The 23,944-nt window shown below is 44.5% G+C and carries 21 protein-coding genes; 10 read left to right on the top strand and 11 right to left on the bottom strand.

Going from position 1 to position 23,944, the window contains the following annotated elements:
• Positions 1–251 precede the first annotated feature (251 nt).
• Together NQ546_RS04080 and NQ546_RS04075 are read left to right on the top strand one after the other, a co-directional pair.
• Positions 252–1,016 carry a DeoR/GlpR family DNA-binding transcription regulator gene (locus tag NQ546_RS04080; RefSeq protein ID WP_004292156.1) on the top strand — a complete coding sequence of 255 codons (765 nt, stop codon included), beginning with the start codon at positions 252–254 and terminating at the stop codon, positions 1,014–1,016.
• A gap of 25 nt (positions 1,017–1,041) precedes the next feature.
• Positions 1,042–2,922 carry a CocE/NonD family hydrolase gene (locus tag NQ546_RS04075; protein ID WP_004292155.1) on the top strand — a complete coding sequence of 627 codons (1,881 nt, stop codon included), beginning with the start codon at positions 1,042–1,044 and terminating at the stop codon, positions 2,920–2,922.
• A 103-nt stretch (positions 2,923–3,025) separates the two neighbouring features.
• Here the strand turns inward: NQ546_RS04075 and NQ546_RS04070 are convergent, their stop codons facing one another.
• Positions 3,026–4,222, bottom strand: a complete 1,197-nt coding sequence (locus tag NQ546_RS04070; RefSeq protein WP_004292154.1) for an acetate kinase — start codon at positions 4,220–4,222, stop codon at positions 3,026–3,028.
• A 15-nt stretch (positions 4,223–4,237) separates the two neighbouring features.
• The gene (pta, locus tag NQ546_RS04065; protein ID WP_004292153.1) at positions 4,238–5,254 is read right to left on the bottom strand and encodes a phosphate acetyltransferase; all 1,017 of its coding nucleotides are present in this window, start codon (positions 5,252–5,254) and stop codon (positions 4,238–4,240) included.
• Between the two features lie 232 nt (positions 5,255–5,486).
• Between pta and NQ546_RS04060 the strand changes: the two genes are divergently transcribed.
• The 4 genes from NQ546_RS04060 (at position 5,487) to NQ546_RS04045 (ending at position 8,562) form a co-directional block, all read left to right on the top strand.
• Positions 5,487–5,825: a CidA/LrgA family protein gene (locus NQ546_RS04060; protein WP_004292152.1), complete on the top strand. Its 339-nt coding sequence runs from the start codon at positions 5,487–5,489 to the stop codon at positions 5,823–5,825.
• Positions 5,822–6,517 carry an LrgB family protein gene (locus NQ546_RS04055; protein ID WP_004292151.1) on the top strand — a complete coding sequence of 232 codons (696 nt, stop codon included), beginning with the start codon at positions 5,822–5,824 and terminating at the stop codon, positions 6,515–6,517. Before NQ546_RS04060 ends, NQ546_RS04055 begins: the two co-directional genes overlap by 4 nt.
• 51 nt (positions 6,518–6,568) lie before the next feature.
• Positions 6,569–7,483 (top strand): DUF2156 domain-containing protein, encoded by a 915-nt coding sequence (locus tag NQ546_RS04050; RefSeq protein WP_004292150.1) that lies wholly within the window; start codon positions 6,569–6,571, stop codon positions 7,481–7,483.
• Between the two features lie 62 nt (positions 7,484–7,545).
• Complete coding sequence (locus NQ546_RS04045) at positions 7,546–8,562, top strand: GNAT family N-acetyltransferase (RefSeq protein ID WP_004292149.1); 1,017 nt, start codon at positions 7,546–7,548, stop codon at positions 8,560–8,562.
• Between the two features lie 4 nt (positions 8,563–8,566).
• On the opposite strand, the gene NQ546_RS04040 is transcribed toward NQ546_RS04045, so the two are convergent.
• From NQ546_RS04040 to folP, 4 genes are all read right to left on the bottom strand, one after another.
• On the bottom strand, positions 8,567–9,886 hold the full coding sequence (locus NQ546_RS04040; RefSeq protein ID WP_004292148.1) for a TldD/PmbA family protein: 1,320 nt from the start codon (positions 9,884–9,886) through the stop codon (positions 8,567–8,569).
• 17 nt (positions 9,887–9,903) lie between these two features.
• Positions 9,904–11,442 carry a TldD/PmbA family protein gene (locus tag NQ546_RS04035; protein WP_004292147.1) on the bottom strand — a complete coding sequence of 513 codons (1,539 nt, stop codon included), beginning with the start codon at positions 11,440–11,442 and terminating at the stop codon, positions 9,904–9,906.
• Positions 11,443–11,647: 205 nt separating this feature from the next.
• Positions 11,648–12,412, bottom strand: coding sequence for a diadenylate cyclase CdaA (cdaA, locus tag NQ546_RS04030; protein WP_004292146.1), 765 nt, complete (start codon positions 12,410–12,412; stop codon positions 11,648–11,650).
• Positions 12,413–12,431: 19 nt separating this feature from the next.
• The gene (gene folP, locus NQ546_RS04025; RefSeq protein WP_039953497.1) at positions 12,432–13,304 is read right to left on the bottom strand and encodes a dihydropteroate synthase; all 873 of its coding nucleotides are present in this window, start codon (positions 13,302–13,304) and stop codon (positions 12,432–12,434) included.
• A gap of 108 nt (positions 13,305–13,412) precedes the next feature.
• Between folP and NQ546_RS04020 the strand changes: the two genes are divergently transcribed.
• A complete protein-coding gene (locus NQ546_RS04020) occupies positions 13,413–14,711 on the top strand; it encodes a UDP-N-acetylmuramoyl-tripeptide--D-alanyl-D-alanine ligase (RefSeq protein WP_004292144.1) in 1,299 nt (432 codons plus the stop codon).
• An 8-nt stretch (positions 14,712–14,719) separates the two neighbouring features.
• Here the strand turns inward: NQ546_RS04020 and NQ546_RS04015 are convergent, their stop codons facing one another.
• Positions 14,720–15,106 (bottom strand): VanZ family protein, encoded by a 387-nt coding sequence (locus NQ546_RS04015; protein WP_004292143.1) that lies wholly within the window; start codon positions 15,104–15,106, stop codon positions 14,720–14,722.
• Between the two features lie 103 nt (positions 15,107–15,209).
• On the opposite strand from NQ546_RS04015, the gene NQ546_RS04010 reads away from it, so the two are divergent.
• The gene (locus NQ546_RS04010; protein WP_004292142.1) at positions 15,210–16,577 is read left to right on the top strand and encodes a sodium-dependent transporter; all 1,368 of its coding nucleotides are present in this window, start codon (positions 15,210–15,212) and stop codon (positions 16,575–16,577) included.
• Positions 16,578–16,583: 6 nt separating this feature from the next.
• On the top strand, positions 16,584–17,516 hold the full coding sequence (locus NQ546_RS04005; RefSeq protein ID WP_004292141.1) for a helix-hairpin-helix domain-containing protein: 933 nt from the start codon (positions 16,584–16,586) through the stop codon (positions 17,514–17,516).
• Between the two features lie 3 nt (positions 17,517–17,519).
• Here NQ546_RS04005 and NQ546_RS04000 read toward each other — a convergent pair whose 3' ends face one another.
• From NQ546_RS04000 to NQ546_RS03990, 3 genes are read right to left on the bottom strand one after another with little or no spacing between them, the layout of a single operon-like run.
• Positions 17,520–18,176, bottom strand: coding sequence for an ABC transporter ATP-binding protein (locus NQ546_RS04000; protein ID WP_004292140.1), 657 nt, complete (start codon positions 18,174–18,176; stop codon positions 17,520–17,522).
• A 28-nt stretch (positions 18,177–18,204) separates the two neighbouring features.
• The gene (locus NQ546_RS03995; protein ID WP_004292139.1) at positions 18,205–18,915 is read right to left on the bottom strand and encodes a tRNA threonylcarbamoyladenosine dehydratase; all 711 of its coding nucleotides are present in this window, start codon (positions 18,913–18,915) and stop codon (positions 18,205–18,207) included.
• Between the two features lie 55 nt (positions 18,916–18,970).
• Positions 18,971–21,094, bottom strand: a complete 2,124-nt coding sequence (locus tag NQ546_RS03990; protein WP_004292138.1) for a cation:proton antiporter — start codon at positions 21,092–21,094, stop codon at positions 18,971–18,973.
• A 152-nt stretch (positions 21,095–21,246) separates the two neighbouring features.
• Between NQ546_RS03990 and NQ546_RS03985 the strand changes: the two genes are divergently transcribed.
• Entirely contained in the window at positions 21,247–22,260 is a 1,014-nt protein-coding gene (locus tag NQ546_RS03985) for an aspartate-semialdehyde dehydrogenase (RefSeq protein WP_004292137.1), read from the top strand.
• Positions 22,261–22,379: 119 nt separating this feature from the next.
• Here the strand turns inward: NQ546_RS03985 and NQ546_RS03980 are convergent, their stop codons facing one another.
• Positions 22,380–23,849, bottom strand: coding sequence for a glycoside hydrolase family 10 protein (locus NQ546_RS03980; RefSeq protein ID WP_004292136.1), 1,470 nt, complete (start codon positions 23,847–23,849; stop codon positions 22,380–22,382).
• Positions 23,850–23,944 lie beyond the last annotated feature (95 nt).

Below are 23,944 nucleotides of genomic sequence, written 5' to 3'. Positions count from 1 at the left end.
TGGGCAAGCAGATTATTTCGTTTTCTTTTGTTTAATATTCGTTTTTCGAAAACACGAAACGAATAGAAAGAAATAACACTGCAAAAATACATAAAAAGAAATACACCACAACAAAAAAAGCAAATATTTTTTCGTTTTTAGAAATAAAAAAAAGAAATAAGTAGAAACTTACATTATATAATGAAACTTTTACAACTTTCATTTGTTATTTATTAAGATTTAGTTTACCTTTGTAAAAAATAGAATTTCAAATGACAAGTATAGCAGAAAGACATAAGTATATCCTTGAATGTTTAAACAGGAATGGCTTTATCAAAGTAAATGATATCGCTAAAGACCTGGAGGTCACTCCCGTTACCATTCGAAAAGATCTAAAATATTTAGAAGAGAAGAAACTGCTTTACCGCACTCATGGAAGTGCAAGCCCCATTAATCCCGTGACTCCGGAGATCAATGTTCAGGAGAAAGAAAAGCTGCAAACAAACGAAAAGAAAAGAATCGCAATAGCCGCGGCTAAACTAATAGAGAAAAACGACTCTATTATTATAGCTTCAGGATCAACCGTCCACATGCTTGCAGAGCAACTGACTCCGATAGAACATTTAATCGTAGTGACTGCCTCTTTAAAAACAGCCATATTGCTGAATGCAGTCAATAACATAGAAGTTATCCAATTAGGAGGTACAGTCAGAAAAAATTCTTGTTCTGTAATTGGCGATTATACTTCACAACTTTTTGAACAAATCACCTGCTCCAAACTTTTTTTGGGAGTAGACGGAATTGACTTGGAACATGGAATCACCAACTCAAATATCGCAGAAGCCAATCTAAACAAGAAAATGATAGAAGCTTCCCTGCGTACAATCATATTGGCTGATTCCTCAAAATTCGGACGGAGAGGCTTCGGCAAGATTTGTGACCTCAACCGGGTAGACGTCATCATCACAGATTCTGGAATATCCAAAGCAATGGCACAGTCTATCGAAGAAATCGGGATAGAGCTTATCATTGTTTAATATAGCATATATTACATCTAATATCATGATCCATTCAATAAATCAACAGGGTAAGGCCTTATGCTTTACCCTGCTTTATATCTGGCTATCACTTAATCTATCGGCACAAGAGATAACTGAAGCTTGGATAACCGAGAACTACCATAAAAAAGAAGTTATGATTCCCATGCGAGACGGCATATGCTTATACACCGCAATATACGAACCACTCCAGCAAACCCAAAAAGCACCTATATTAATGACCCGGACGCCCTACAAGGCATCACCCTACGGAAAGAAGTTTAACAACAAGCTATGGGGCATATGGAAAAAGTATGCCCACGAAAAATATATTTTTGTAATACAGGACGTGCGAGGACGTTGGAAGAGCGAAGGTGAGTTCATCAATGTACGCCCGTTCATCCGCAATAAAACAAAACAGGATGACACAGATGAAGCCAGTGATGTATATGATACAGCCGAATGGTTGTTATCCCATACACACAACAACGGAAATATCGGTATTATCGGATCCTCGTATTCAGGATTTTATGCACTCATGGGGGCACTAAGTAAGCACCCGGCAATCAAAGCCGTAGTTCCCCAAGCCCCTGTCACCGACTGGTTCATGGGGGATGACTATCACCACAACGGCGCATTTATGCTTTGCGACGGTTTCAGATTTGCCACTTCAGTCAATCGCCCGCGCCCCACCCCGACCGACAACCTGCCACCAGCCAAGCCCTATTACCTAACAGATGAATACTCCTTTTTTCTGAATGTTGGCAGCCTGAAAGACTTAACTCGCATTGCAGGTGACAGCATCACCTATTGGAAAGAATTGATGGAACATCCAAATTATGACCAATGGTGGCAAGAACGGGACAGCCGTCGTTCCTGTTACGATATTGATCCCGCTGTATTAATAGTGGGAGGTCTATTCGACGCAGAAGATTGCTATGGAGCCTGGGAGTTATACAAGGCTATTCGCAAGCAAAGCCCTCAAACCGATTTGGAAATTATTATGGGACCATGGCATCATGGCGCTTGGAATGGTAAAGGCCAGAGCAACCTCGGCAATATAGATTTCGGTTCTCAAACAGTTCTATATTACCGTAATAATATAGAATATCCTTTCCTACAATACCACTTGAACAATACAGGAAACTCCACTCCCACATCACAAAAGGCAACCGTTTTCTTCTCCGGAAAAAACGAGTGGAAGCAATTCCATGCATGGCCACCAACAGGCACACACCCCCTTTCATTCTATTTGGGCGAAAACGGAACATTAAACATGTGTCCTCCAGAAAAAAAGGAATCTTATTCAGAGTATATATCAGACCCTGATAAGCCCGTACCATATACAGACAAGACTACATATACCCGCCCTAAAGAATATATGACAGACGACCAGCGTTTTTCCGAACGCCGCCCAGATGTATTATCTTTTAAGACCGAACCGCTAAAAGAAAACATTACCCTAGGCGGCGCCATTAAAGCCGAGCTAGAAGTTGCCATAACTACAACAGATGCAGATTTCGTGGTTAAGATTATAGATGAATATCCTGATGATTATCAAAATCCGTCTCAAAAGCACACCTATCTAATGAACGGATATCAAATGCTAATACGGGGAGAAGTAATGAGAGGAAGATACAGGAATAGCTTCGAACATCCTGAAGCCTTTACTCCCAATCACCCCACTCGTATCTGCTTTTCCATGAACGACATAGCACATACATTTAAGAAGGGACACAAAATTGTTGTTCAGATACAAAGCAGTTGGTTTCCCTTAGTAGACCGGAATCCGCAGCAATTTGTTGACATATATCAATGCAGCAATAACGATTTTATCAAATCAACAATCAAAGTGCTTCATCAAAAAGAGCATCCATCAAGGATTACGTTCAATAGGCTGAACTGAAACATCAGATAGACAAAGAATATAAAAGCAGCCATCACCTTTGCTATAATCTTCAAGCAAGGTGATGGCTGCTCTTTATTCAGAAAGGGCCCGGCCCTTTTTGTTATTTATTCAAGATAGCCATTGTATCCGAAGCAATCATCAGTTCTTCATCGGTCGGAATAACCACTACTTTAACCTTAGAGTCATCAGCAGAGATTACGGCTTCTTCACCACGTACTTCGTTCTTTTTCAGGTCTACTTTGATGCCCATGAATTCCAACCCTTCGCATACTTCGCTACGGCAGTTGCATTGGTTCTCGCCGACACCACCTGTAAATACGATAATATCCACACCGCCCAAAGCAGCAGCATAAGCACCCACGTATTTCTTTATACGATAGAAATACATCTTTTCCGCCAAAATAGCTTTCGGATTACCGGCAGCAACAGCCGCTTCCAATTCGCGCATATCGCTGGATACACCCGAAACGCCCAATACACCACTCTTTTTATTCAGAAGGTTGGACACTCCGTTTGCATCCAAATGTTCTTTCTCCATGATGAAAGTGACAGCGCCGGCGTCGATGTCACCGCTACGAGTACCCATCATCAATCCTTCCAACGGTGTCAGCCCCATGCTGGTGTCCACACACTTGCCATCTTTGATAGCAGAGATAGAGCCACCATTACCAATGTGACAAGTAATAATTTTCTTTCCTTCCGGTTGCACGCCCAAAAACTCACAAACACGTTTTGACACATAACGGTGAGAAGTTCCATGGAAACCATAACGACGGACGCCATATTTTTCATACAATTCGTAAGGAACGGCATACAAGTATGCATAATCAGGCATTGTCTGGTGGAAAGCAGTATCAAATACACCTATTTGCGGAACATCAGGCAGAATAGCCGAAACCGCGTTTACACCTTTCAAATTGGCAGGATTATGAAGCGGAGCCAAATCATTGCAAGCAGTAAATGCATCCAGCACTTCCTGCGTCAGCAATACCGATTCACTGAACTTCTCACCACCATGTACCATGCGGTGACCAACTGCATTGATTTCATCCAAAGATTTGATTGCACCATATTCAGGACTAATCAATGTATTCAGGATGAACTCTACACCTACAGTATGCTCCGATATATCTTTTTCCAGAATCTTTTTTTCACCATTAGGCAAAGTCAGCTTCAGGAAAGAGCCTTTCAAACCTATTTTTTCAATACCACCTTGAGCGATAACCTCTTTATGGTCCATATCAAACAATTTATATTTGATAGACGAGCTACCGCAGTTCAATACTAAAACTTTCATGATATTAATTTTGAATTATTTATTATGTTTAGCTGCAATAGCTTGGTTTGCAGTAATTGCAATCATACGATAAACATCTTCGATGGAGCAACCGCGTGACAAATCGTTTACCGGGCGAGCAATACCTTGCAAGATCGGACCAACCGCATCGGCATGTCCCAAACGCTGTACCAACTTGTAAGAGATATTACCTACCTCAAGACTCGGAACAACCAACACATTTGCATTGCCTGCAATGGCAGAACCCGGAGCTTTGCTGGCGCCTACCTCAGGAACCAGCGCTGCATCAGCCTGCAATTCACCGTCAATAGCAATGTCAGGAGCCAGTTCTTTAGCAATTTTCAAGGCTTCCACCACTTTGTCCACCACTTCGTGTTTTGCAGAGCCCTTCGTAGAAAAACTCAACAATGCCACCTTGGGATCAAGTCCTGCAACAGCCTTAGCCGTACGTGCTGTACAAACAGCGATCTGTGCCAGCTGAGAAGCATCAGGAACCGGAGTTACAGCAACATCTCCCATCACCAGAACACCGTTCTTTCCATACTCAGGAGCATGTGTCAACAGCAACATCGCACCAGAGACACAAGTAATGCCCGGAGCTGTCTTGATTATCTGCAAAGCCGGACGAAGCACATCACCGGTAGTATTGCGGGCGCCTGCCAACTGACCGTCCGCATCGCCGTTCTTGATAATCAAACAACCCAAGTAAAGCGGATTGGTAACCAATTTGCGGGCTTCTTCAATAGTCATGCCTTTTTTCTTACGCAGTTCGAACAGCAGCTGTGCATATTCTTCCTGCTTCGGATTGTTCTCCGGATCAATAATAGTAGCCTTGGAAATATTACCAAGTCCCCACTCTGTTGCGCAAGCGTTGATTTCAGCAGGATTGCCCAAAAGAATGAGGTCTGCAATACCGTCTGTCAAAATTTGATTGGCAGCTTTCAATGTGCGTTCTTCCGTACCTTCAGGAAGAACAATGCGTTGGCGATCGGCTTTCGCACGCTCTAAAATTTCATTAATTAATCTTTGCATGATATTTTAATTGTGTATAAGAATCGGTAGTTCGTGTTATTCACTGCGCAAAAGTACACAATTTTGCAATATCCACATTGCAATTCTAAGCCTTTTTCCATACCAAACGAGAATTATTATAATATTTAACACTAACAGATGATTTACGGTATAGTTCCTCATTTCAAATAGCTAACTTTGCAGCGTTTTCCTAGTTTTCAATTAGGTAGGTATTATTTAATAATCAGGTATTATGATCCGTCAATGCGCTATTCTTTTCGGATGTCTGGCCTTAGGTGAATTGATTGTATTCTTAACGGATATCAAACTCCCCTCCAGCATCATCGGCATGCTGCTGCTCACCCTTTTCTTAAAATTAGGTTGGATAAAACTGCACTGGGTGCAGGGGATGTCCGATTTTTTAGTAGCCAACCTGGGCTTTTTCTTCATTCCGCCCGGTGTGGCCCTTATGCTTTATTTTGATATTATTGCCGCCGAATTCTGGCCCATTGTCACCGCATCGTTAATCAGCACTCTATTGGTGCTTGTTGTTACCGGGTGGGTTCACCAACTAACGCGTAAAATCAAATGAACTTTCTGGAAAACGAATTCTTCCTGCTGGCTATTACTTTCGGGATATTCTTCTTAGCCAAGCTGCTTCAAAAGAAGACAGGAATCATGTTGCTGAATCCCATTCTGCTGACCATCGCCATACTCATTATTTTCCTGAAGATGGCGAATATCAGTTACGACACATATAATAAAGGAGGGTATCTGATTGAATTCTGGCTCAAACCGGCGGTAGTCGCATTAGGTGTACCTTTGTATCTGCAACTGGAAACTATCAGGAAACAGTTGTTGCCTATTCTGCTTTCACAACTGGCGGGATGCATTGTAGGAGTTATTTCCGTAGTTCTGATAGCCAAGTTGATGGGAGCGTCCGACGAGATTATTTATTCATTAGCCCCCAAATCCGTAACCACCCCGATAGCCATGGAAGTTACGAAGTCGATAGGAGGCATCCCTGCACTGACTGCCGCCGTAGTGGTTTGCGTTGGTCTGCTGGGTGGAATATTAGGGTTTAAAACCATGAAAATCACCCACATCGGAAGTCCCATGGCACAGGGTCTCTCCTTGGGAGCTGCCGCACATGCGGTCGGTACATCGGCAGCAATGGACATCAGTAGTAAATACGGTGCATTTGCCAGCCTCGGACTTACACTTAACGGGATTCTCACAGCTTTATTAACGCCAACAATTTTGCGATTGTTAGGGCTGCTCTAACAAAATCATCCTATTTTTGTTATTATATTCTTAAACCAATAGAGATAACGTATGATTCAATTTAAAGATATTGAACTAGAAGACAAAGAACTTATAACTTCCTTTACCCTGAATAGCCCACGACAGAACTGTGATCTGTCATTTTCCAACTTATGCAGTTGGCGTTTTTTATATAATACGAAATTCGCTGTTATGGACGGTTTCCTGTTATTGAAATTTTGGGCCGAAGGAGAGCTTGTATATATGATGCCTATCGGCAACGGCGATTTAAACAAGGTACTGAACGCACTGATAGAAGATGCCAACCGGGAAGGCGAACCCTTTTGCCTGTTGGGTATCTGCGCCGGAATGTGCGCCGAATTAGAAACTTTTATGCCCGGCAAATTCCAGTTCACAGCAGACAGAGATTACGCCGACTATATATACCTGCGCTCTGACCTTGCCACCCTATCCGGCAAGAAATTCCAGGCAAAGCGGAATCATGTCAACAAATTCAGGAAAACATATAATTATAAATACACCCCGATAACTGCCGACCGTATTCAAGAGTGCCTTGATTTGGAAGCAGAATGGTGTAAAGCAAATAACTGTGACCAGCATGAGGGAACCGGCAACGAGCGTCGTGCACTGATATACGCTCTTCATAATTTTGATGCATTGGGACTGACCGGCGGCATCCTTCATGTAGAAGACAAAATCGCAGCCTTTACCTTCGGCATGCCTATCAACCAAAACACATTTGGAGTGCATGTAGAGAAAGCTGATACCAATATAGACGGTGCTTATGCCATGATTAATTATGAGTTTGCCAACCATATTCCGGAACAATATATCTACATCAACCGGGAAGAGGATTTGGGGATTGAAGGATTACGAAAAGCAAAACTATCTTACCAACCCGCCATAATCCTTGAAAAGTATATGGCTTGCTTAAAGGAACGGCCGGTAGGGGCTTTCAAGTGGTAATACGATAGGATAAGCGCTAAGTTATAGTGAAGTATACAATGTGATGACAGAGGAATGAAAAGATGCGGGAACAGGTAAAGAAGTTATGGAAACTTTGTTTTAACGACAGCAACGAATTTACAGAGATGTACTTCCGCCTGCGCTACAACAATGAAGTTAACATCGCCATTCAAAGTGGTGAGGAGGTGATTGCCGCCCTGCAAATACTGCCCTATCCCATGACTTTCGGAGGGAAAGAGATCAGTACAGGCTATGTGTCGGGAGCTTGTACACATCCCGACTACCGGAATCGTGGAGCTATGCGCGAACTTCTATCACAGGCATTTGCCCGCATGCAACAGAACGGAGTCGCCGTTTCCACTCTGATTCCGGCAGAGCCCTGGCTATTCGACTATTATGCCGGTACCGGCTATGCACCTGTATTTAAATATGCCTCCACCACCTTTACCGCTTCGGACAAGACCAACTCCAACGAAACGGTTGTTTTGGAAAAAGCCAACGACTATCAGGAAGACATATACAGTTACTTAAACCGGAAAATGAGAGAACGGCCTTATTGCATCCAACATACCGAAACAGACTTTCGAGTTATTCTTTCTGATTTGCAACTAAGCAAAGGGCATGTTTACACACTAAATCAAAGTGGCAGAATCTTGGCATTAGCCATTGCATATCCGGCAGGAAGCGTTTGGCACGTAGGGGAAATCGTTGCGGAGACACCCGATATACGTACATTATTACTACAACGTATTTGCAAACTGTTGCACATCCCGTCCATTCAAGTATCCGCCCCGCCGGCAGAAGAACAAGAAGGCCTGCAACCACTGGGCATGGCACGCATCATCAATGCCAAAGAAATACTGCAACAATATGCCGCCGGACATCCGGAACTGGAAATGAGCATTGCCCTTACCGACCAGCAACTCAGTACCAACAGCGGCTACTATTACCTGAACAACGGTAAATGTATGAGTAGTGCCAAACGTCTGCCGGGCAGGCATTTGGCACTCACTATCGGCGAGCTTGCCGAGAAAATATTATCGCCATTACACCCCTATATGAGTCTAATGCTAAATTAGCAGGTTACAATCCGCTGAAGTCTACTCCTTCGAACACCAAGGAAGGAATACGCCAGGATGAAGACATACGAGCGTCATTGCCCACAGCCGCCAAGGAAGCCCAAAGCGTTATCATATTACCCGTTACATTCATCTCACTGATTGGCTGGGTCAGCTTGCCGTTTTCAATCAAGAATCCCTCAATGCCATACGAGAAATCTCCCGAACTGCTGTTGCAGTTACCTCCGTTAAAGCCTGTGACCAAAATACCTTTCTGTACATCGGCAACCAAACCGTTCAGGTCTTTGCTCCCCGGCTTAAGCACCAACAGAGAAGGAGAATTAACGGTAGGCTCCACTCCCATTTTCTTGGAATTATAGGTATCGATAAAGTAAGTCTTCAGCACCCCGTTTTCAAACACAGAACGCGGTTCTGTTGCCACTCCCTCACTGTCGAAATAGCGTGCTCCCCTTGCACCGATCAAGTGAGGTTCATCCATAAGGTTCAACAACTCCGCACCTATTTTCGTATTCAGTTTATCCAATAGGAAAGAGTTCTTTTGCTGCAACGCAGAACCATACAATGCGCTCAATACCGGGCTAAGCAGATTACTGGAATTCATGGGGTCCACAACCATCGTATATTTACCGGAAGCCACTTTCCTTTGTCCGAGTTTTTGCAAGACGCGTTCCAAAGCTCTCACACCGACACCCGATTTCACCAGTTTGTCATAAAACAGGGCCGACTCATACCAATAAGATGACGGACGCATCTCTCCTTCTCCCCTCATCGCCACATCTACAGACACAGAAAACCAGGTAGAACCGGACTCTCCTTCAAAACCGTTACTTGTCAAACGATAAGAGGCATTTTCACCATCGCTATACGAAGTGCCTACGGATATGATACGATTGTCCTTACCTAAAACCTCTTCGGCAGCGGCTCGTGCAACCGCAACCTTATCATCCGGATTGATGATGTTGAACTGTTTGTCGAACAACTGCAAATCAGGCTTACCTCCTTTATAATAGCGGGAAGCGTCAGGCAACACACGTGCCTCGTCCACAGCCAGATAACGTGTAGACTCAATACCATTCTTAATGAACGTTTCCAGCTCCTTCTTATCCAAACGGTTGGTTGAATAAGAACCGTATTTACCATCAACATACAAACTGATGCTAAGCCCGCTTTCCGAGGCTTGCTGCAGTTTATCCATTTTGGCGTCACGCAATTCAAATGAGGCGTTGGAGTTGGAGTACAGCACCAACTTGGCTGCCCGGCATCCGTTTTTCAGGGCATAATCCATTGCCCACTGTGCCAGTTTCTTATTATTGTCTGTAATCATGATTTCTATGTTTAACGTTAACTTTCTCCACCTACCGTCAGTTTGCTGACCAATGCCGACGGCATGCCGCAGGTCACCGGGCAGGACTGCCCGTCCTTGCCGCAAGTCCACGTTCCGTTGTCAATCTTGTCATTATCGGCCACCATTGTTATGTCTGCCAGTGCTTTCGGACCATTACCTATGATATTGATATCCTTGATGGGTTGTGTCAGTTTACCATCCTCAATCAAATAACCGGACTTCACGAAGAAAGTAAAGTCACCGGCGCCAATCTGCACCTGACCATTCGTAAACGTATCTACGAAAATACCGTTCTTTACAGTCGAAATAATATCCGCTTCCTTCATATTTCCGGCTTCCATATACGTGGCGCGCATGCGGGGGATAGGCAGATTGCGGAATGTATCGCGACGGCCGTTTCCCGTAGGATTCACACCATAATGCTTGGCGCTGATACGATCGTGCAGATAGCTGGTAAGTACACCTTCCCGGACAATATAAGTTTTCTGTCCCTCCACACCTTCATCGTCAAAGTTCACAGAACCGCGATTGAAAGGAATCGTACCGTCATCTACTACATTGATATGTTCGTTGCATACTTTCTTGTTCAGCTGGCTGGAGAATATGGATATGTCCTTACGGTTGAAGTCAGCTTCAAAAGCATGTCCGATAGCCTCGTGCAACAAAATGCCCGAACCGCCCGATCCCATTACAACAGGCATTTCGCCACCTTTAGGCTTGATAGCCTTGAATAAGATAGCCGTCCGGTCCACCACCTCGCGGGCAATTACGTCCACAACATCGTCTGTCATAAATTCAAAGCCCTTGCGATAGGATCTTCCGGCATAGCCGTTTTCCATTTTACCGTTCTCTTCCATGATACAAACAGCCATAAAAGATACCATCGGACGATAATCATAATAGCTGACGCCTTCCGAATTACAGAACAACACATGCGAAGTGCTATCTTGCAAATATGCCTGCACTTTCCGGACACGATTATCCAAAGAAAAGATTTTCTCATTCAGCTTTTCCAGATAAGGGATCTTATCTTTCACGCTCACATCTTCCCAGGGAGCCGTAACGGCATAGCGATTCCGGGCTATTGTCTTCGCTGTCAGGCCTACGGGCTTGCCGGCCTTACCCGAAGATGCAATACGGGCGGCAGTACGGGCGGCACGCAACATTTCCTCTAACGTAACGCCTTCTACATAGGCGTAGCCGCTTTGGTCTCCCGCAAGGACACGCACTCCCATACCAAAATCAATATTGGAACCGCAATTGTTTACCTTGCCATCCATTAAGCTCACATCATTATTAAAAGTATGCTCGAAATAAAGGTCAGCATAATCGCCTCCCTTTTCCAGGGCAACAGCCATTACCTTTTTCAAATCGGCTTCCGTCACACCAAAATGATTGATAGCAGCAGCAACAGCCGACTTGTGGTCTGTCCCTCCCAATGCTCCGCGTACAGACTCCGGCATAGCCAACGACGGCATGGCCAATGAGCCTAAAACAGCCATTCCGCCGGTTCGTAAAAAGTTTCGTCTATCCATTCTATTCAATTTATAGATTATAAATCATTTTTCTTTACTGTTAGAAAGAAATTGGAAATCTGCCCTATATCGAACCCTATTCAGTCGTATACTTAAATAGGTTCAGTCGTATACTGAATGCCATTCAGTATACGACTGAATACACCCATATTTATTGCATCTGATAATCAAGCGATTACAAAGCGCTCCAATTTCTTTATTTCATTTAAATTTCTTTTGTCAAAAGACGCTCCAGCTCCTCGGCGCTCAAACGCAAATAGAACTGTCCTTTATAGGCTACGGAAATGGATCCCGTCTCCTCCGACACAATGACAGCGTGAGCATCCGAGACCTGAGATATACCCATAGCCGCGCGATGACGCAGACCCAGCTCCTTCGGAATATCCAAATTATGCGACACAGGCAAGATACATCCTGCTGCCTTGATACGTTTCTTGCTGATGACCATTGCCCCGTCATGCAGCGGACTGTTCTTGAAGAAAATATTCTCTATCAGACGCTGGTTTATATCGGCATTGATCACCTCTCCCGTACGCACAACATCGTCCAACGGCATATTATGTTCAATGACAATCAGCGCACCGACTTTCTGTTTGCCCATACTGATGCATGCCATGACAACCGGCATAATTTCATCATGCTCCATACTCTCTTTCTTATTCCCCGTAAAGAAACGCACCAGAGCGCTGGCATGCTGATGCGAACCGAGTGTAAGCAGGAAGCGGCGTATCTCGTCTTGAAACAGAATAATAAGTGCCAGCACCCCCACGCTGACCAGTTTGTCGAAGATAGACCCCAGAAGCTTCATCTCCAGCACTTGAGAAACCACCAGCCAAATCAAAATGAACACCAAGATGCCCGTAAACACGTTGATAGAACCGGACGCTTTCATCAGTTTGTACGTATAATAAAGCAGGAAAGCTACCAGCAGAATGTCTATAAAATCTTTTATGCCAAATTCAAAAAACACAGTCGTCAGTGATTAATGGTTAATGATTAGTGATTAACGCAGAGCACCCGGCTTTCATTGCTTCCACAATTTTCACCGTTTCCACTGCTTCGCGCACATCGTGTACGCGAAGTATATCAGCCCCCTTCAACAGGCAGATGGTATCCAGTACGGTTGTACCGTTCAACGCCTCTTGAGCGGTGGTACCCAATAAGCGGTAAATCATTGATTTACGGGAAACGCCTACTAGCAAAGGAAGTTCAAAAATACGGAACTCCTCCAAATGAGCCAGCAACTCATAGTTATGCTCCACCGTCTTGCCAAAGCCAAAACCCGGATCCAGAATAATATCTTTCACGCCTAAATCGCGCAACTGCTGCACTTTATGGGAAAAATACATGAACACCTCTTTCAGCAGATTATCATAATGAGGGTGTTGCTGCATATCCTGCGGTGTACCCTGCATATGCATCATTATATAAGGAACATTCAACGCAGCAACCGTACGGAACATATTCTCATCCATTTCTCCCGCGGCAATATCGTTGATAATTGCCACACCATACTCCTCGACACACATTTTCGCCACATCCGCCCTGAAAGTATCTACTGAAACAACCGCATCAGGCTGCACTTTCCTCAGGATGCCCAACCCCATGCGTAAACGTTCCATTTCCTCCCCGGGAGATACATTCTCAGCGTTTGGGCGCGAAGAGTAGGCACCGACATCAATAATACGCGCTCCTTCGGCAACAATCTGTTCCACACGATGCGCTATGTCGACTTCCGTCTGCATACGGCTACCGGCATAAAAAGAATCGGGAGTAACATTGAGAATCCCCATGACGCAGGGGGAAGAAAGGTCTAACAAGGAACCGTTGACATTTATATATTCAGACTGCAAAGTTTTCATAGACAGTTCTTTTTTACTATATAGCTGCAAATGTAAACAAAAAAGCCTTTGTTGGTGCATCAAGTCTCAAAAATAAAGTATCTTTGCTTATAAAAAGAAAAAGGAATTATGGATATTACTGCTCTTTATCAGATATTTCTCGGTTGCACCGGTGTCACTACCGATAGCCGTAACTGCCCCAAAGGCTCATTATTCATTGCTTTAAAAGGCGACAACTTCAATGGTAACGCCTTTGCAGCCAAAGCGCTGGAAGCCGGAAGCGCCTACGCAATTGTAGATGAAGCCGACTATGTTCCTGCCGGAGATACACATTATATATTAGTGGATAATAGCCTGCGCACCCTGCAACAGTTGGCCAATTATCACCGCCGCCGGCTGGGTACGCGTATCATTGGCATTACAGGAACCAACGGCAAGACAACTACCAAAGAGCTTATATCCGCCGTATTGTCCCGGAAATATAACATACTGTACACGCAAGGAAATCTGAATAATCCGATAGGTGTGCCACTCACCCTCCTCCGCCTGCAAGCAGAACATGACCTCGGAATTGTAGAAATGGGAGCCAGCCACCCCGGAGACATCAAGGAACTGGTAGAAATAGCCGAACCCGACTATGGGATTATCACCAACGTAGGAAAAGGACATTTAGAGGGGTTCGGTTCTTTTGAAGGTGTCATCCGTACTAAAGGCGAGTTATACGATTACCTGCGTCAAAAAGGTGACTCCACAATCTTTATTCATCAGGACAATCCTTACCTCACAAAATTAGCTTGGGGACTGAATCCGATAAGCTACGGAGAGCAAGATGGCTTGTACGTCAACGGACACGTCACCGGTAATTCTCCCTACCTTATTTTTGAGTGGAAATCCGGAAAAGAAGGCAGCCTCCATGAAGTGCACACCCGGCTGATTGGCGAATATAACTTATCCAATGCACTTGCCGCCGTTACTATCGGATGTTTCTTTGGAGTGGAACCGGAAAAAATAGACCAAGCTCTCAATGAGTATGAACCCCGGAACAACCGTTCGCAACTAAAAAAGACCGCAGACAACACCCTGATTATCGATGCCTATAATGCTAACCCTACAAGCATGCTGGCATCCATCAGTAATTTTCACAATATGCAGGCCGGACAAAAGATGCTGATATTGGGAGATATGCGCGAATTAGGCAAAGACAGTCCCGAAGAACATCAAAAGATAGTGGACTATCTGGAAAAGTGCGACTTTAAAGATGTGGCGTTGGTAGGCGAATTATTTGCGGCAACCCGCCACAACTATCCCACCTATCCCGATGCCCCGGCTTTGATAACCGAGCTCCAAAAGAATAAGCCTTGTGGAAAAACAATTCTGATTAAAGGTTCAAACGGAATAAAGCTGAATACCGTAGTCGATTATCTTTAGCCCGCAGGTCATCGTTTCATTCGCGGCTTCAAAACCAGACAAGCTGCCAATGATGCCAGAACAGCTCCGGTGGTATTGGCTGCAAAGTCCAGCCAATCACCGCCACGATAAGTAGTGCAATACTCCTGCAACAATTCCACTATTCCGCTAAACAGCACCGGACAGATAAATGCGCCCACCCAAGCATGCCATATAGGAGTATGATCCTTTCGGTGTGCCCGCAGGAACTCCAACCACAACATCCCGGACATACCGAAATACATGCAAATATGCACCACCTTGTCAAGATTCGGAATAGTGCCCAGCTCAGTCGTAGGCGGTTTGAAAAATGACAGATAAATGACAGTAAGTATTACTGCGAGCGATACCGGATATTTCTTAATATAATATAGCATATCTCAAATTATGAACAATCTGTGTACAAAAGTATGGAACATTTTCTATATTTGCATATTTTAATCGGTATTAATAACGAATTGTAAGAAAAATCCACGTTTTATGACAAGAAATGAAAGAGCTAACTTTGGGAGTAAACTAGGTGTCATACTTGCCTCAGCCGGTTCTGCAGTTGGTTTGGGAAATATCTGGAGATTCCCCTTCGAGACAGGTAATCATGGTGGCGCAGCTTTCATACTGATATATCTGGTTTGCGTACTTATCTTGGGCATACCTATCATGATAGCTGAATTTCTTATCGGACGCCATTCGCGTGCCAACACAGCCGGAGCCTACCACAAACTGGCGCCGGGCACCCAATGGCGTTGGGTAGGACGAATGGGCGTATTAGCAGGTTTTCTCATTTTAGGCTATTATTCGGTAGTGGCCGGCTGGACTTTAGAATTCATAGGAGAAGCCGCAACCAATAGTTTTGCCGGTAAATCCGCCGCGGAGTTTATTTCTTCTTTCAACGGGTTTGTCAGCAATCCATGGCGCCCTATTATCTGGCTGATAATGTTCTTGTTAGCAACACACTTCATCATCGTGAAAGGAGTGGAAAAAGGCATTGAAAAGTCAGCCAAGATAATGATGCCCATGCTATTTATCCTACTAATAGTACTCGCCATCTGTTCCATATCATTACCCGGCGCAGGAGCAGGCATCGAATTTCTACTGAAACCGGACTTCAGTAAAGTGGACGGCAACGTGTTTTTAGGGGCAATGGGACAAGCATTCTTTTCACTCAGCCTTGGTATGGGATGTCTCTGTACATATGCTTCTTATTTCAGAAACGACACCAACCTACCTAAAACGGCATTCAATGTGGCAGGTATCGATACGCTGGTTGCCATACTTGCAGGATTTATCATCTTCCCTGCTGCATTCTCCGTCGGTATTCAGCCGGATGCAGGACCGAGCTTGCTATTCATCACCCTGCCCAATGTCTTTCAGCAGGCATTCGGTGATATACCCTGGCTGGCTATTGCCTTGTCGCTCATGTTCTATATTCTGCTGGCACTCGCAGCATTAACCTCCACAATCTCTTTACATGAGGTGGTAACGGCCTATCTGCACGAAGAATTCAAGTTTACACGAAAGAAAGCAGCCCGGTTAGTTACAGCCGGCTGTATCATACTGGGAGTATTATGTTCACTGTCGCTAGGCGTAGGAAAGAATTACACAATTTTCGGTCTTAACTTATTCGATTTGTTCGACTTCCTCACTGCTAAAATCATGTTACCTTTGGGTGGGCTCTTCATCTCAATCTTTACCGGTTGGTATTTGGACAAAAAGATTGTTTGGGAAGAAGTCAGCAACAACGGCACTCTGAATATACATATCTACAAATTGCTAATCTTTATTCTTAAATTTATTGCTCCAATAGGTATCGCACTCATTTTCATCAACGAATTGGGCTTCCTTAAATAGACCGGTATGAAGAACCCATTCAAAGACTTTTTATACTTTTCCCGGGGAGAAAGACGGGGCATCCTTGTTCTTATCATAGGAATCATCGTCATCTTTCTCTCCGGGTATATTTATTCTTTCCAACAAAACAACCGGGCACTTTCCGATAAAGAGATCCAATTGCAAGTCGCCGCTTTGAGAGAATACGACCACTTTATCAACAGCATGCGCGAACAAGACAAAAACGTTCACAGCCATTTCGACAAATTCCCCAAACATAAAAAAAAGACAATTATATTGGCCCCTTTTGATCCTAACCATGCAGACTCCACTGCTTTCTGCCGGTTGGGTCTCCCCTCATGGATGGCAAAAAACATACTGCTCTACCGGAGCAAAGGAGGGAAGTTTCGCAAAACGGAGGACTTCAAAAAGATATACGGACTAACAGAAGAACAATATCGTGCATTAGCCCCTTACATCTATTTTACAGCAGAAGATACCATAAGGGAAACAGCCTCCCTATATCATCCTGCACCACCCCAAAAAGACAGCATCTATAAATATCCGGCAGGCACAGTGCTCGATCTAAACAATGCCGATACTACTGAACTGAAGAAGATTCCCGGCATAGGAAGTGGCATAGCCCGATTGATAGTTGGCTACCGGAAACGCTTAGGCGGTTTTTACAAGATAGAGCAATTAGAAGAGGTTCATCTGGATTATCACCAATTACAAGCATGGTTCACTGTTGCTCCCTCGGAAATCCGACGCATCAATCTAAACCACGCCGGCATAGAGCGCCTTTGCTACCACCCCTATATAAACTTCTACCAAGCAAAAGCATTTGTGGAATACCGCAGAAAAAGAGGTGAACTTCATAATCTTAAGCCATTCGCCCTCTACGAAGAATTCACAAAGAGCGATTTAGAACGGCTCTCCCACTATGTTTGTTTTGAATAAGAATCAGTAGTTGCAAACCTCGCCATCCTTCAAATGAATGGTGCGGTCGGTAATTTGCGCCAACCCTTCATCATGCGTTACAATAACGAATGTCTGTCCCAAACGGTTGCGCAAATCAAAAAACAGTTGATGCAACTCCTCCTTATTATGCGTATCCAAACTTCCGGACGGTTCATCTGCCAGCACTACCGCCGGATGATTAATCAGTGCACGGGCAACTGCCACACGTTGTTTCTCACCACCAGACAGTTCATTGGGTTTATGCGAGGCGCGTTCCGCCAATCCCATGAACTCCAATATTTCGTTAGCGGCCGCCTTTGCTTCCTGCTGCCCCATACCGGCAATAAAAGCAGGTATCATCACATTCTCCAAAGCAGTGAACTCCGGCAATAGCTGATGAAATTGAAAGACAAAGCCTATATGTTTGTTACGGAATGCAGAGAGCTCTTTTTCCTTCAGATGATTCACTAATGTACCGTCAATCATTACCGAACCTTTATCAGGCATATCCAGCGTACCCATAATCTGCAATAAGGTAGTCTTTCCGGCGCCGCTGGGCCCGACAATGCTGACAACCTCCCCTTTTTCTATCTCCAGGTCGATACCTCGCAATACCTGCAAACCACCGAAACTTTTGGTTATTCCTTCTAAGCGTATCATTGATATTATTTACTATTTGATGGTCTGGTTACAATCTCTTAATAACATATTCCGCAAGGTAACATCCGAATACAGCCGGCATATAGCTCACAGTTCCGCAAGTGGACTTCTTATTCTGTTCATCTTCCGTCAGCAACACAGCCTTCGGATCCGCCTGCTCGGTACTGAACACAACCGGAAACTTGCGCTTGATCCCCAACTTCTGTAAGCGTTTTCTCACCGCTTTGCTCAATCCGCAATGATACGTATCCCATATGTCGGCAAAGCGCACCTGCGTAATATCACTTTTTGCCCCCGCTCCCATGCTCGACACAATCTTAATATGACGTTTCAGTGCTTCCGCTATCAGGTGGCATTTAGGAGCAAGCGTATCAATGGCATCTACCACAAAATCATATTGCGCGGCATCAAGCAGTTCGGGTATATTCCCGTCTTTCAGGAATACCGGCAATACCCTCAGTTGTATATCCGGATTGATATCCTTGAAACGTGCAGCCAAAACTGCAGACTTCTCTTTTCCGATCGTGGAATGTAAAGCGGGGAGCTGCCTATTTATATTAGTAGCCTGCACAGTATCTGCATCCACAATCGTCATCCGTCCTACCCCCGCACGACATATCATTTCAGCTGCGTAGGCACCTACACCGCCGAGACCTACCACCAACACATGCGCTTGTTGCAGCCGTTTCATTTTATCCTCTCCCAGCAAAATCCGGGTTCTTTGTTGCCAATCTTCCACAATGATAATTATAAAATTACTAATTATAAATTATGAAACCTCAGTCACTAAGGGTTCAGCTCTCCTTAAACCACTTATATACCCACTTGCCCACTTTCTCGTAATGCTGCGCCTCATTACGCGGATTAGAAAAAGAAACAGCATCTTGGGGCTCGCCCAGCTGGTCAGGATAGAGCACAATCAAACTATTATTGGAGAAATATTTGCCCAACTGAGCCGGTAGCCTTTCAAAAGAACTATCGTAAGAGATAGAGCCTCTACGCGCACTTATCACCACCAGTAAATGGTCATAATTTACCTGGCCTGTCAGGATCAACAAATCTCCCCAATCATCCAAACGGGAAAAGTCCGTTAAGGTCTGCCCGTATTTCTTCTTCACCAATGCCTGCAACCGGACGGTTGTCTCTTCATTTGCAAAGAAATGCACCCGGCAACCCAATGTACCTCCCATCCGGCAAAAATGTTCCACCCATTTTTGGAATCCAGCTTCATACTCTGCTTTGGGAGGAACGGCTATGATAATTCGCCTTATTGTATTAATCGGAATCAGGAATTTAGCAATCATCACTTCACGATGCAAACCCTTCAACAAGTTCTCGGCAAGCATACCAAAGAAAGAGTCCACAATATTAACCTTGCGGTGCAAACCAATAATCACATCGGTTACCTCATATTCTTTCGCCGTATGGATAATGCCCGAAGCAATATTCAAATCATACCGGGTAATCTGTCGTAAAGGTACGTCGGCGGAAGCAGTAATCATAGCTGCCTTTTCTAAATACCTCTTACCGCGAAGTTCCAAGCCTTCGGAAGTATTATTGTCATTGATCACATTCAATGCCAGCAAGTTATCTTTCTGTTTGGTATCGCGTATCAACAAAGACAAATTCATCAGATATTCAATCGTATCCGGATTTGCTATCGGAATAAGTATCCTTTCCGCCTCAACCGTACGTTCTTCTTCCAAATGCGCTTCACACATGGCTATCTTACGAGCCGCCCTTTCAGTGATAAAAGAACTTACTACGCAAGTAACAAGAATCAATAATACCGTACCGTTCAGCACGTCTTCATTCAGCAAACGTTCGCCGCCGGGCAAGATAATGTTATATCCTACCAGCACTGCCGCCAGCGTAGCTGCAGCCTGCGCATTACTCAGACCAAACATCAACTCACGTTCTATGGGAGCCATTTTATAGATTTTCTGTGTCAGCCAGGAAGCAATCCATTTACCCACCAGTGCCACAGTAATCATAACGGCAGCCACTTTCAAAGCGTCACCCTGTCCAAATATTACATGTATGTCAATCAGCATGCCCACTCCTATCAGAAAATAGGGTATGAAGAGAGCATTGCCCACAAACTCCAAATGATTCATCAACGGAGAGACATGCGGTATCAGACGATTCAAGACCAGTCCGGCCAAGAATGCTCCCAAAATGCCTTCCATTCCCACAAACTCCATTAAGCCGGCGCCCAGAAAGACCATGGCAAGTACAAAAATAAACTGCATCACATTGTCATCGTAACGACGGAAGAACCAGCGTCCGATACGTGGAAACGAATACATGATCAAAGCCCCAAGAAACACCACCTTTATCACCAGCCATAACCAGAATAATCCTCCGGACTCTCCTTTGAACAGACCGCCCACCACAGCCAGTACCAACAAGGTAAGCGTATCTGTCACCGCTGTCCCCCCCACAGCAATGCTCACGCTGCGATGACGAGACACACCGTAACGGATAACAATCGGATAAGCCACTAAAGTGTGCGAGGCATACATACTTGCCAGCAAGACAGACGTCACAAGACTATATTTCAACAGCATCATGTTGGTAACCAGACCTATGCCAATCGGGATAATAAAAGCCAGCAGCCCCAGCATCACAGCCTTACCGCGGTTTTTCTTAAAGTCCCCCATATTCATCTCCAGCCCCGCCAAAAACATGATATAGTAAAGCCCAACTTTACCAAACAGTTCGAAACTGCTATCACGCACCAAGATATTGAAACCATGTTCACCAATCACCAAACCTGCCAGAATCATACCGATGATATGCGGAATACGCAGTTTATTCAGTAGTATAGGCGCAAACAATATGATAAGGAGTACAAGGAGAAATATCCATGTAGGGTCGGTTACAGGAAGTGTTAAACTGAGATTGAACCAGTCCATACGCAGTGAGTTTTAGGTTTTAGTTGCAAAATAACGAAAAAGTTTTCACTTTATGCGGTGTCATACAGCAATTTGTTATAAATTTGCAACCAATTCTATCATTTATAGATAGATTACAATAAATTTATAAACTAATTTAAAACAAAAGAAAAATGAAAGTAGCTATTGTTGGAGCAAGCGGAGCCGTAGGACAAGAATTCCTGCGAGTGCTCGATGAAAGGAATTTCCCGTTGGACGAGTTAGTGTTGTTCGGTTCTAAACGCAGCGCCGGCACCAAATATACCTTCCGCGGTAAACAGATCGAGGTTAAACTCTTGCAACACAACGATGACTTTAAAGGGGTTGATATCGCTTTCACTTCCGCAGGCGCAGGCACCTCTAAAGAGTTCGCCGAAACCATTACCAAGTACGGAGCTGTAATGATTGACAACTCCAGTGCTTTCCGTATGGATACCGATGTGCCTTTGGTTGTTCCTGAGGTAAATGCTGCCGACTCTAAAGATCGTCCGCGCGGTATTATCGCCAACCCTAACTGTACTACGATCCAAATGGTAGTGGCACTGAAAGCCATCGAACAGCTTTCTCATATAAAGACCGTACACGTATCCACCTATCAGGCTGCCAGCGGTGCAGGCGCCGCTGCGATGGACGAGCTATACGAACAATACCGCCAAGTATTAGCCGGCCATCCGGTTACCGTTGAAAAATTCGCCTACCAATTGGCATTCAACCTGATTCCCCAAATCGACGTGTTCACTGAAAACGGATATACCAAAGAGGAAATGAAGATGTACAACGAAACCCGTAAGATTATGCACTCCGACATTAAAGTCAGTGCAACCTGTGTTCGTGTACCCGCCCTCCGTTCTCACTCGGAAAGCATCTGGGTAGAGACAGAACGTCCTGTTTCCGTAGAAGAAGCCCGCGAAGCCTTTGCTAACGGTGAAGGTCTTGTACTGATGGACAACCCGGCAGAGAAAGAATATCCGATGCCGCTGTTCCTTGCAGGAAAAGACCCTGTATACGTAGGACGCATCCGCAAAGACCTCAGCAATGACTGCGGACTCACTTTCTGGATTGTAGGTGACCAGATCAAGAAAGGTGCTGCACTGAACGCCGTTCAGATAGCGGAATACCTGATCAAGGAGAATGCACTGAAAGATTAGTTCATAAATAAAGTGTAAAAACAAAAATCAGCTATCACCCCGTTCCGAATGACAGGATGATAGCTGATTTTCTTTCGACACCACCCTTCCCTTATAAAAACAGGGTGTTTATTGTCTAATCAATAAGTTACCAGCTCTGAAATCCTGCTTTCTGCATTGGCTTTATCCAGCGCTGTGACACAATAAGTCCCTTTGCCGGGCAGCTTGAAAGAAGTCTCCCTGGTAGTTCCCACGAGAGTAGCCAACTTCCCTTCTCCATTGCTTTTGTATACGGCATAATAAGCGCCGGACACCGCTTCCCAAGACAAGTTTCCGCCATCCGTCCTGACCTTGACGGGAGTAGAGGGCAATTTCGCCTCTGTCCGCCCCAAATAGGGAATTACCGTTTTTTTCTTGTATATCTCCTTAATGGCAGTTCCGATACCTACTTTATTCGCTACCATATCTTTGATGCTGTACAAAACACTGCCGTTCACTTTCGACTTCTTGCTTGCATATTCGAACTGGCTCTTCAGGTCGGCAGAGGAGTGAAAAGCGTTGCCGTAGTCAGGATCGGTACTGCCAAATTTATAAATGCCATAACCTATCAGGCAATGGGTTTGGTTGACATACTGCATCCACTGATCAAGAAACTGGTTGAAGCTGTTTTTCCCTGTCCCCGTAGCGAAGTACAATTGAGGAATGATTACATCCACCCACCCTTCTTTCAGCCATTTCCTGACATCGGCAAACAGCTTGCTGTAATTGTTGTCTATATTTGCCGCAGGGCTTACGGAAAAGATCACGCCGGGTTTGGTATCTATGATAACCTTCTGAATGTTTTGTATCACTACATCCACATTGTTTCGTCTGAATTCCTCAATACTCTTAAACTTGTCTTTGCCATATTTCTCATATTCCGCATTATCATTCATGCTTTCGCCTTCTTCCAGCGAAGGGTAGAAATAATCATCCATATGGATGCCGTCTACATCGTATTTGGTTATGATTTCTTTGACGATATCCATAATACGGGTCTGCACTTCGGGCATGGCGGGGTTGTAGATGCGGATTTTGTTATAGTCCTTAGTCCACGCTACCGGAATTTTGGTGTCAAGTTCAGCAAAAGAACTGTTCTTGCTTGCCCTTGTAGAGATGCGGTAAGGATTCATCCAGGCATGAAACTGGAGTCCCCGTTTGTGGGCCTCCTCTACAAGGAAACCCAAAACATCATAGCCCGGATTTTTTCCGGCAGTACCGGTTATGTTCTTACTCCACGACTCATACTGCGACTCGTAAAAGGCATCCGCCATTCCGCGTATCTGGAAGAATACAGCATTCATGTTATTGGCAACCAACAAATCCAAATAATCCGTATATTTCTTTTGCTGAGTAGCGGCATTGTAATCTTCCATCGGCCAGTCAATGCCCCATACGGTAGTGATCCATGCACCGCGCAATTCTTTTTGGGGTAAGGTTACAGCCTGCGGTTCAGGTTTTTCTACCGGTGGTGTGGGCTCCGGAGGCATATTCTCTCCATCGTCGTCCTTGCTACAAGAGACGGCAAATGCAAGAAGAGCAACCAGAGTTATATATTTTAAGTATTTCATTATTTTGGTTTTAGAAGAAGAAGCCGCCCAATTAAAACAGATCAGACGGCTCCCAAGTAAACATTATAAATTATTTAATCCTACAAAAAGATAAA

Source organism: Bacteroides eggerthii, from assembly GCF_025146565.1.
GTDB lineage: Bacteria > Bacteroidota > Bacteroidia > Bacteroidales > Bacteroidaceae > Bacteroides > Bacteroides eggerthii.
The sequence above is the reverse complement of the archived record's forward strand: the minus strand, read 5'-3'. Positions and strand labels throughout refer to the sequence as shown.

Excerpts from the sequence above, each read along its gene's own strand:
- NQ546_RS04080 (WP_004292156.1), top strand. The coding sequence starts at position 252 with ATGACAAGTATAGCAGAAAGACATAAGTATATCCTTGAATGTTTAAAC.
- NQ546_RS04075 (WP_004292155.1), top strand. The coding sequence starts at position 1,042 with ATGATCCATTCAATAAATCAACAGGGTAAGGCCTTATGCTTTACCCTG.
- NQ546_RS04070 (WP_004292154.1), bottom strand. The coding sequence starts at position 4,222 with ATGAAAGTTTTAGTATTGAACTGCGGTAGCTCGTCTATCAAATATAAA.
- pta (WP_004292153.1), bottom strand. The coding sequence starts at position 5,254 with ATGCAAAGATTAATTAATGAAATTTTAGAGCGTGCGAAAGCCGATCGC.
- NQ546_RS04060 (WP_004292152.1), top strand. The coding sequence starts at position 5,487 with ATGATCCGTCAATGCGCTATTCTTTTCGGATGTCTGGCCTTAGGTGAA.
- NQ546_RS04055 (WP_004292151.1), top strand. The coding sequence starts at position 5,822 with ATGAACTTTCTGGAAAACGAATTCTTCCTGCTGGCTATTACTTTCGGG.
- NQ546_RS04050 (WP_004292150.1), top strand. The coding sequence starts at position 6,569 with ATGATTCAATTTAAAGATATTGAACTAGAAGACAAAGAACTTATAACT.
- NQ546_RS04045 (WP_004292149.1), top strand. The coding sequence starts at position 7,546 with ATGCGGGAACAGGTAAAGAAGTTATGGAAACTTTGTTTTAACGACAGC.
- NQ546_RS04040 (WP_004292148.1), bottom strand. The coding sequence starts at position 9,886 with ATGATTACAGACAATAATAAGAAACTGGCACAGTGGGCAATGGATTAT.
- NQ546_RS04035 (WP_004292147.1), bottom strand. The coding sequence starts at position 11,442 with ATGGATAGACGAAACTTTTTACGAACCGGCGGAATGGCTGTTTTAGGC.
- folP (WP_039953497.1), bottom strand. The coding sequence starts at position 13,304 with ATGAAAACTTTGCAGTCTGAATATATAAATGTCAACGGTTCCTTGTTA.
- NQ546_RS04020 (WP_004292144.1), top strand. The coding sequence starts at position 13,413 with ATGGATATTACTGCTCTTTATCAGATATTTCTCGGTTGCACCGGTGTC.
- NQ546_RS04015 (WP_004292143.1), bottom strand. The coding sequence starts at position 15,106 with ATGCTATATTATATTAAGAAATATCCGGTATCGCTCGCAGTAATACTT.
- NQ546_RS04010 (WP_004292142.1), top strand. The coding sequence starts at position 15,210 with ATGACAAGAAATGAAAGAGCTAACTTTGGGAGTAAACTAGGTGTCATA.
- NQ546_RS04005 (WP_004292141.1), top strand. The coding sequence starts at position 16,584 with ATGAAGAACCCATTCAAAGACTTTTTATACTTTTCCCGGGGAGAAAGA.
- NQ546_RS04000 (WP_004292140.1), bottom strand. The coding sequence starts at position 18,176 with ATGATACGCTTAGAAGGAATAACCAAAAGTTTCGGTGGTTTGCAGGTA.
- NQ546_RS03990 (WP_004292138.1), bottom strand. The coding sequence starts at position 21,094 with ATGGACTGGTTCAATCTCAGTTTAACACTTCCTGTAACCGACCCTACA.
- NQ546_RS03985 (WP_004292137.1), top strand. The coding sequence starts at position 21,247 with ATGAAAGTAGCTATTGTTGGAGCAAGCGGAGCCGTAGGACAAGAATTC.
- NQ546_RS03980 (WP_004292136.1), bottom strand. The coding sequence starts at position 23,849 with ATGAAATACTTAAAATATATAACTCTGGTTGCTCTTCTTGCATTTGCC.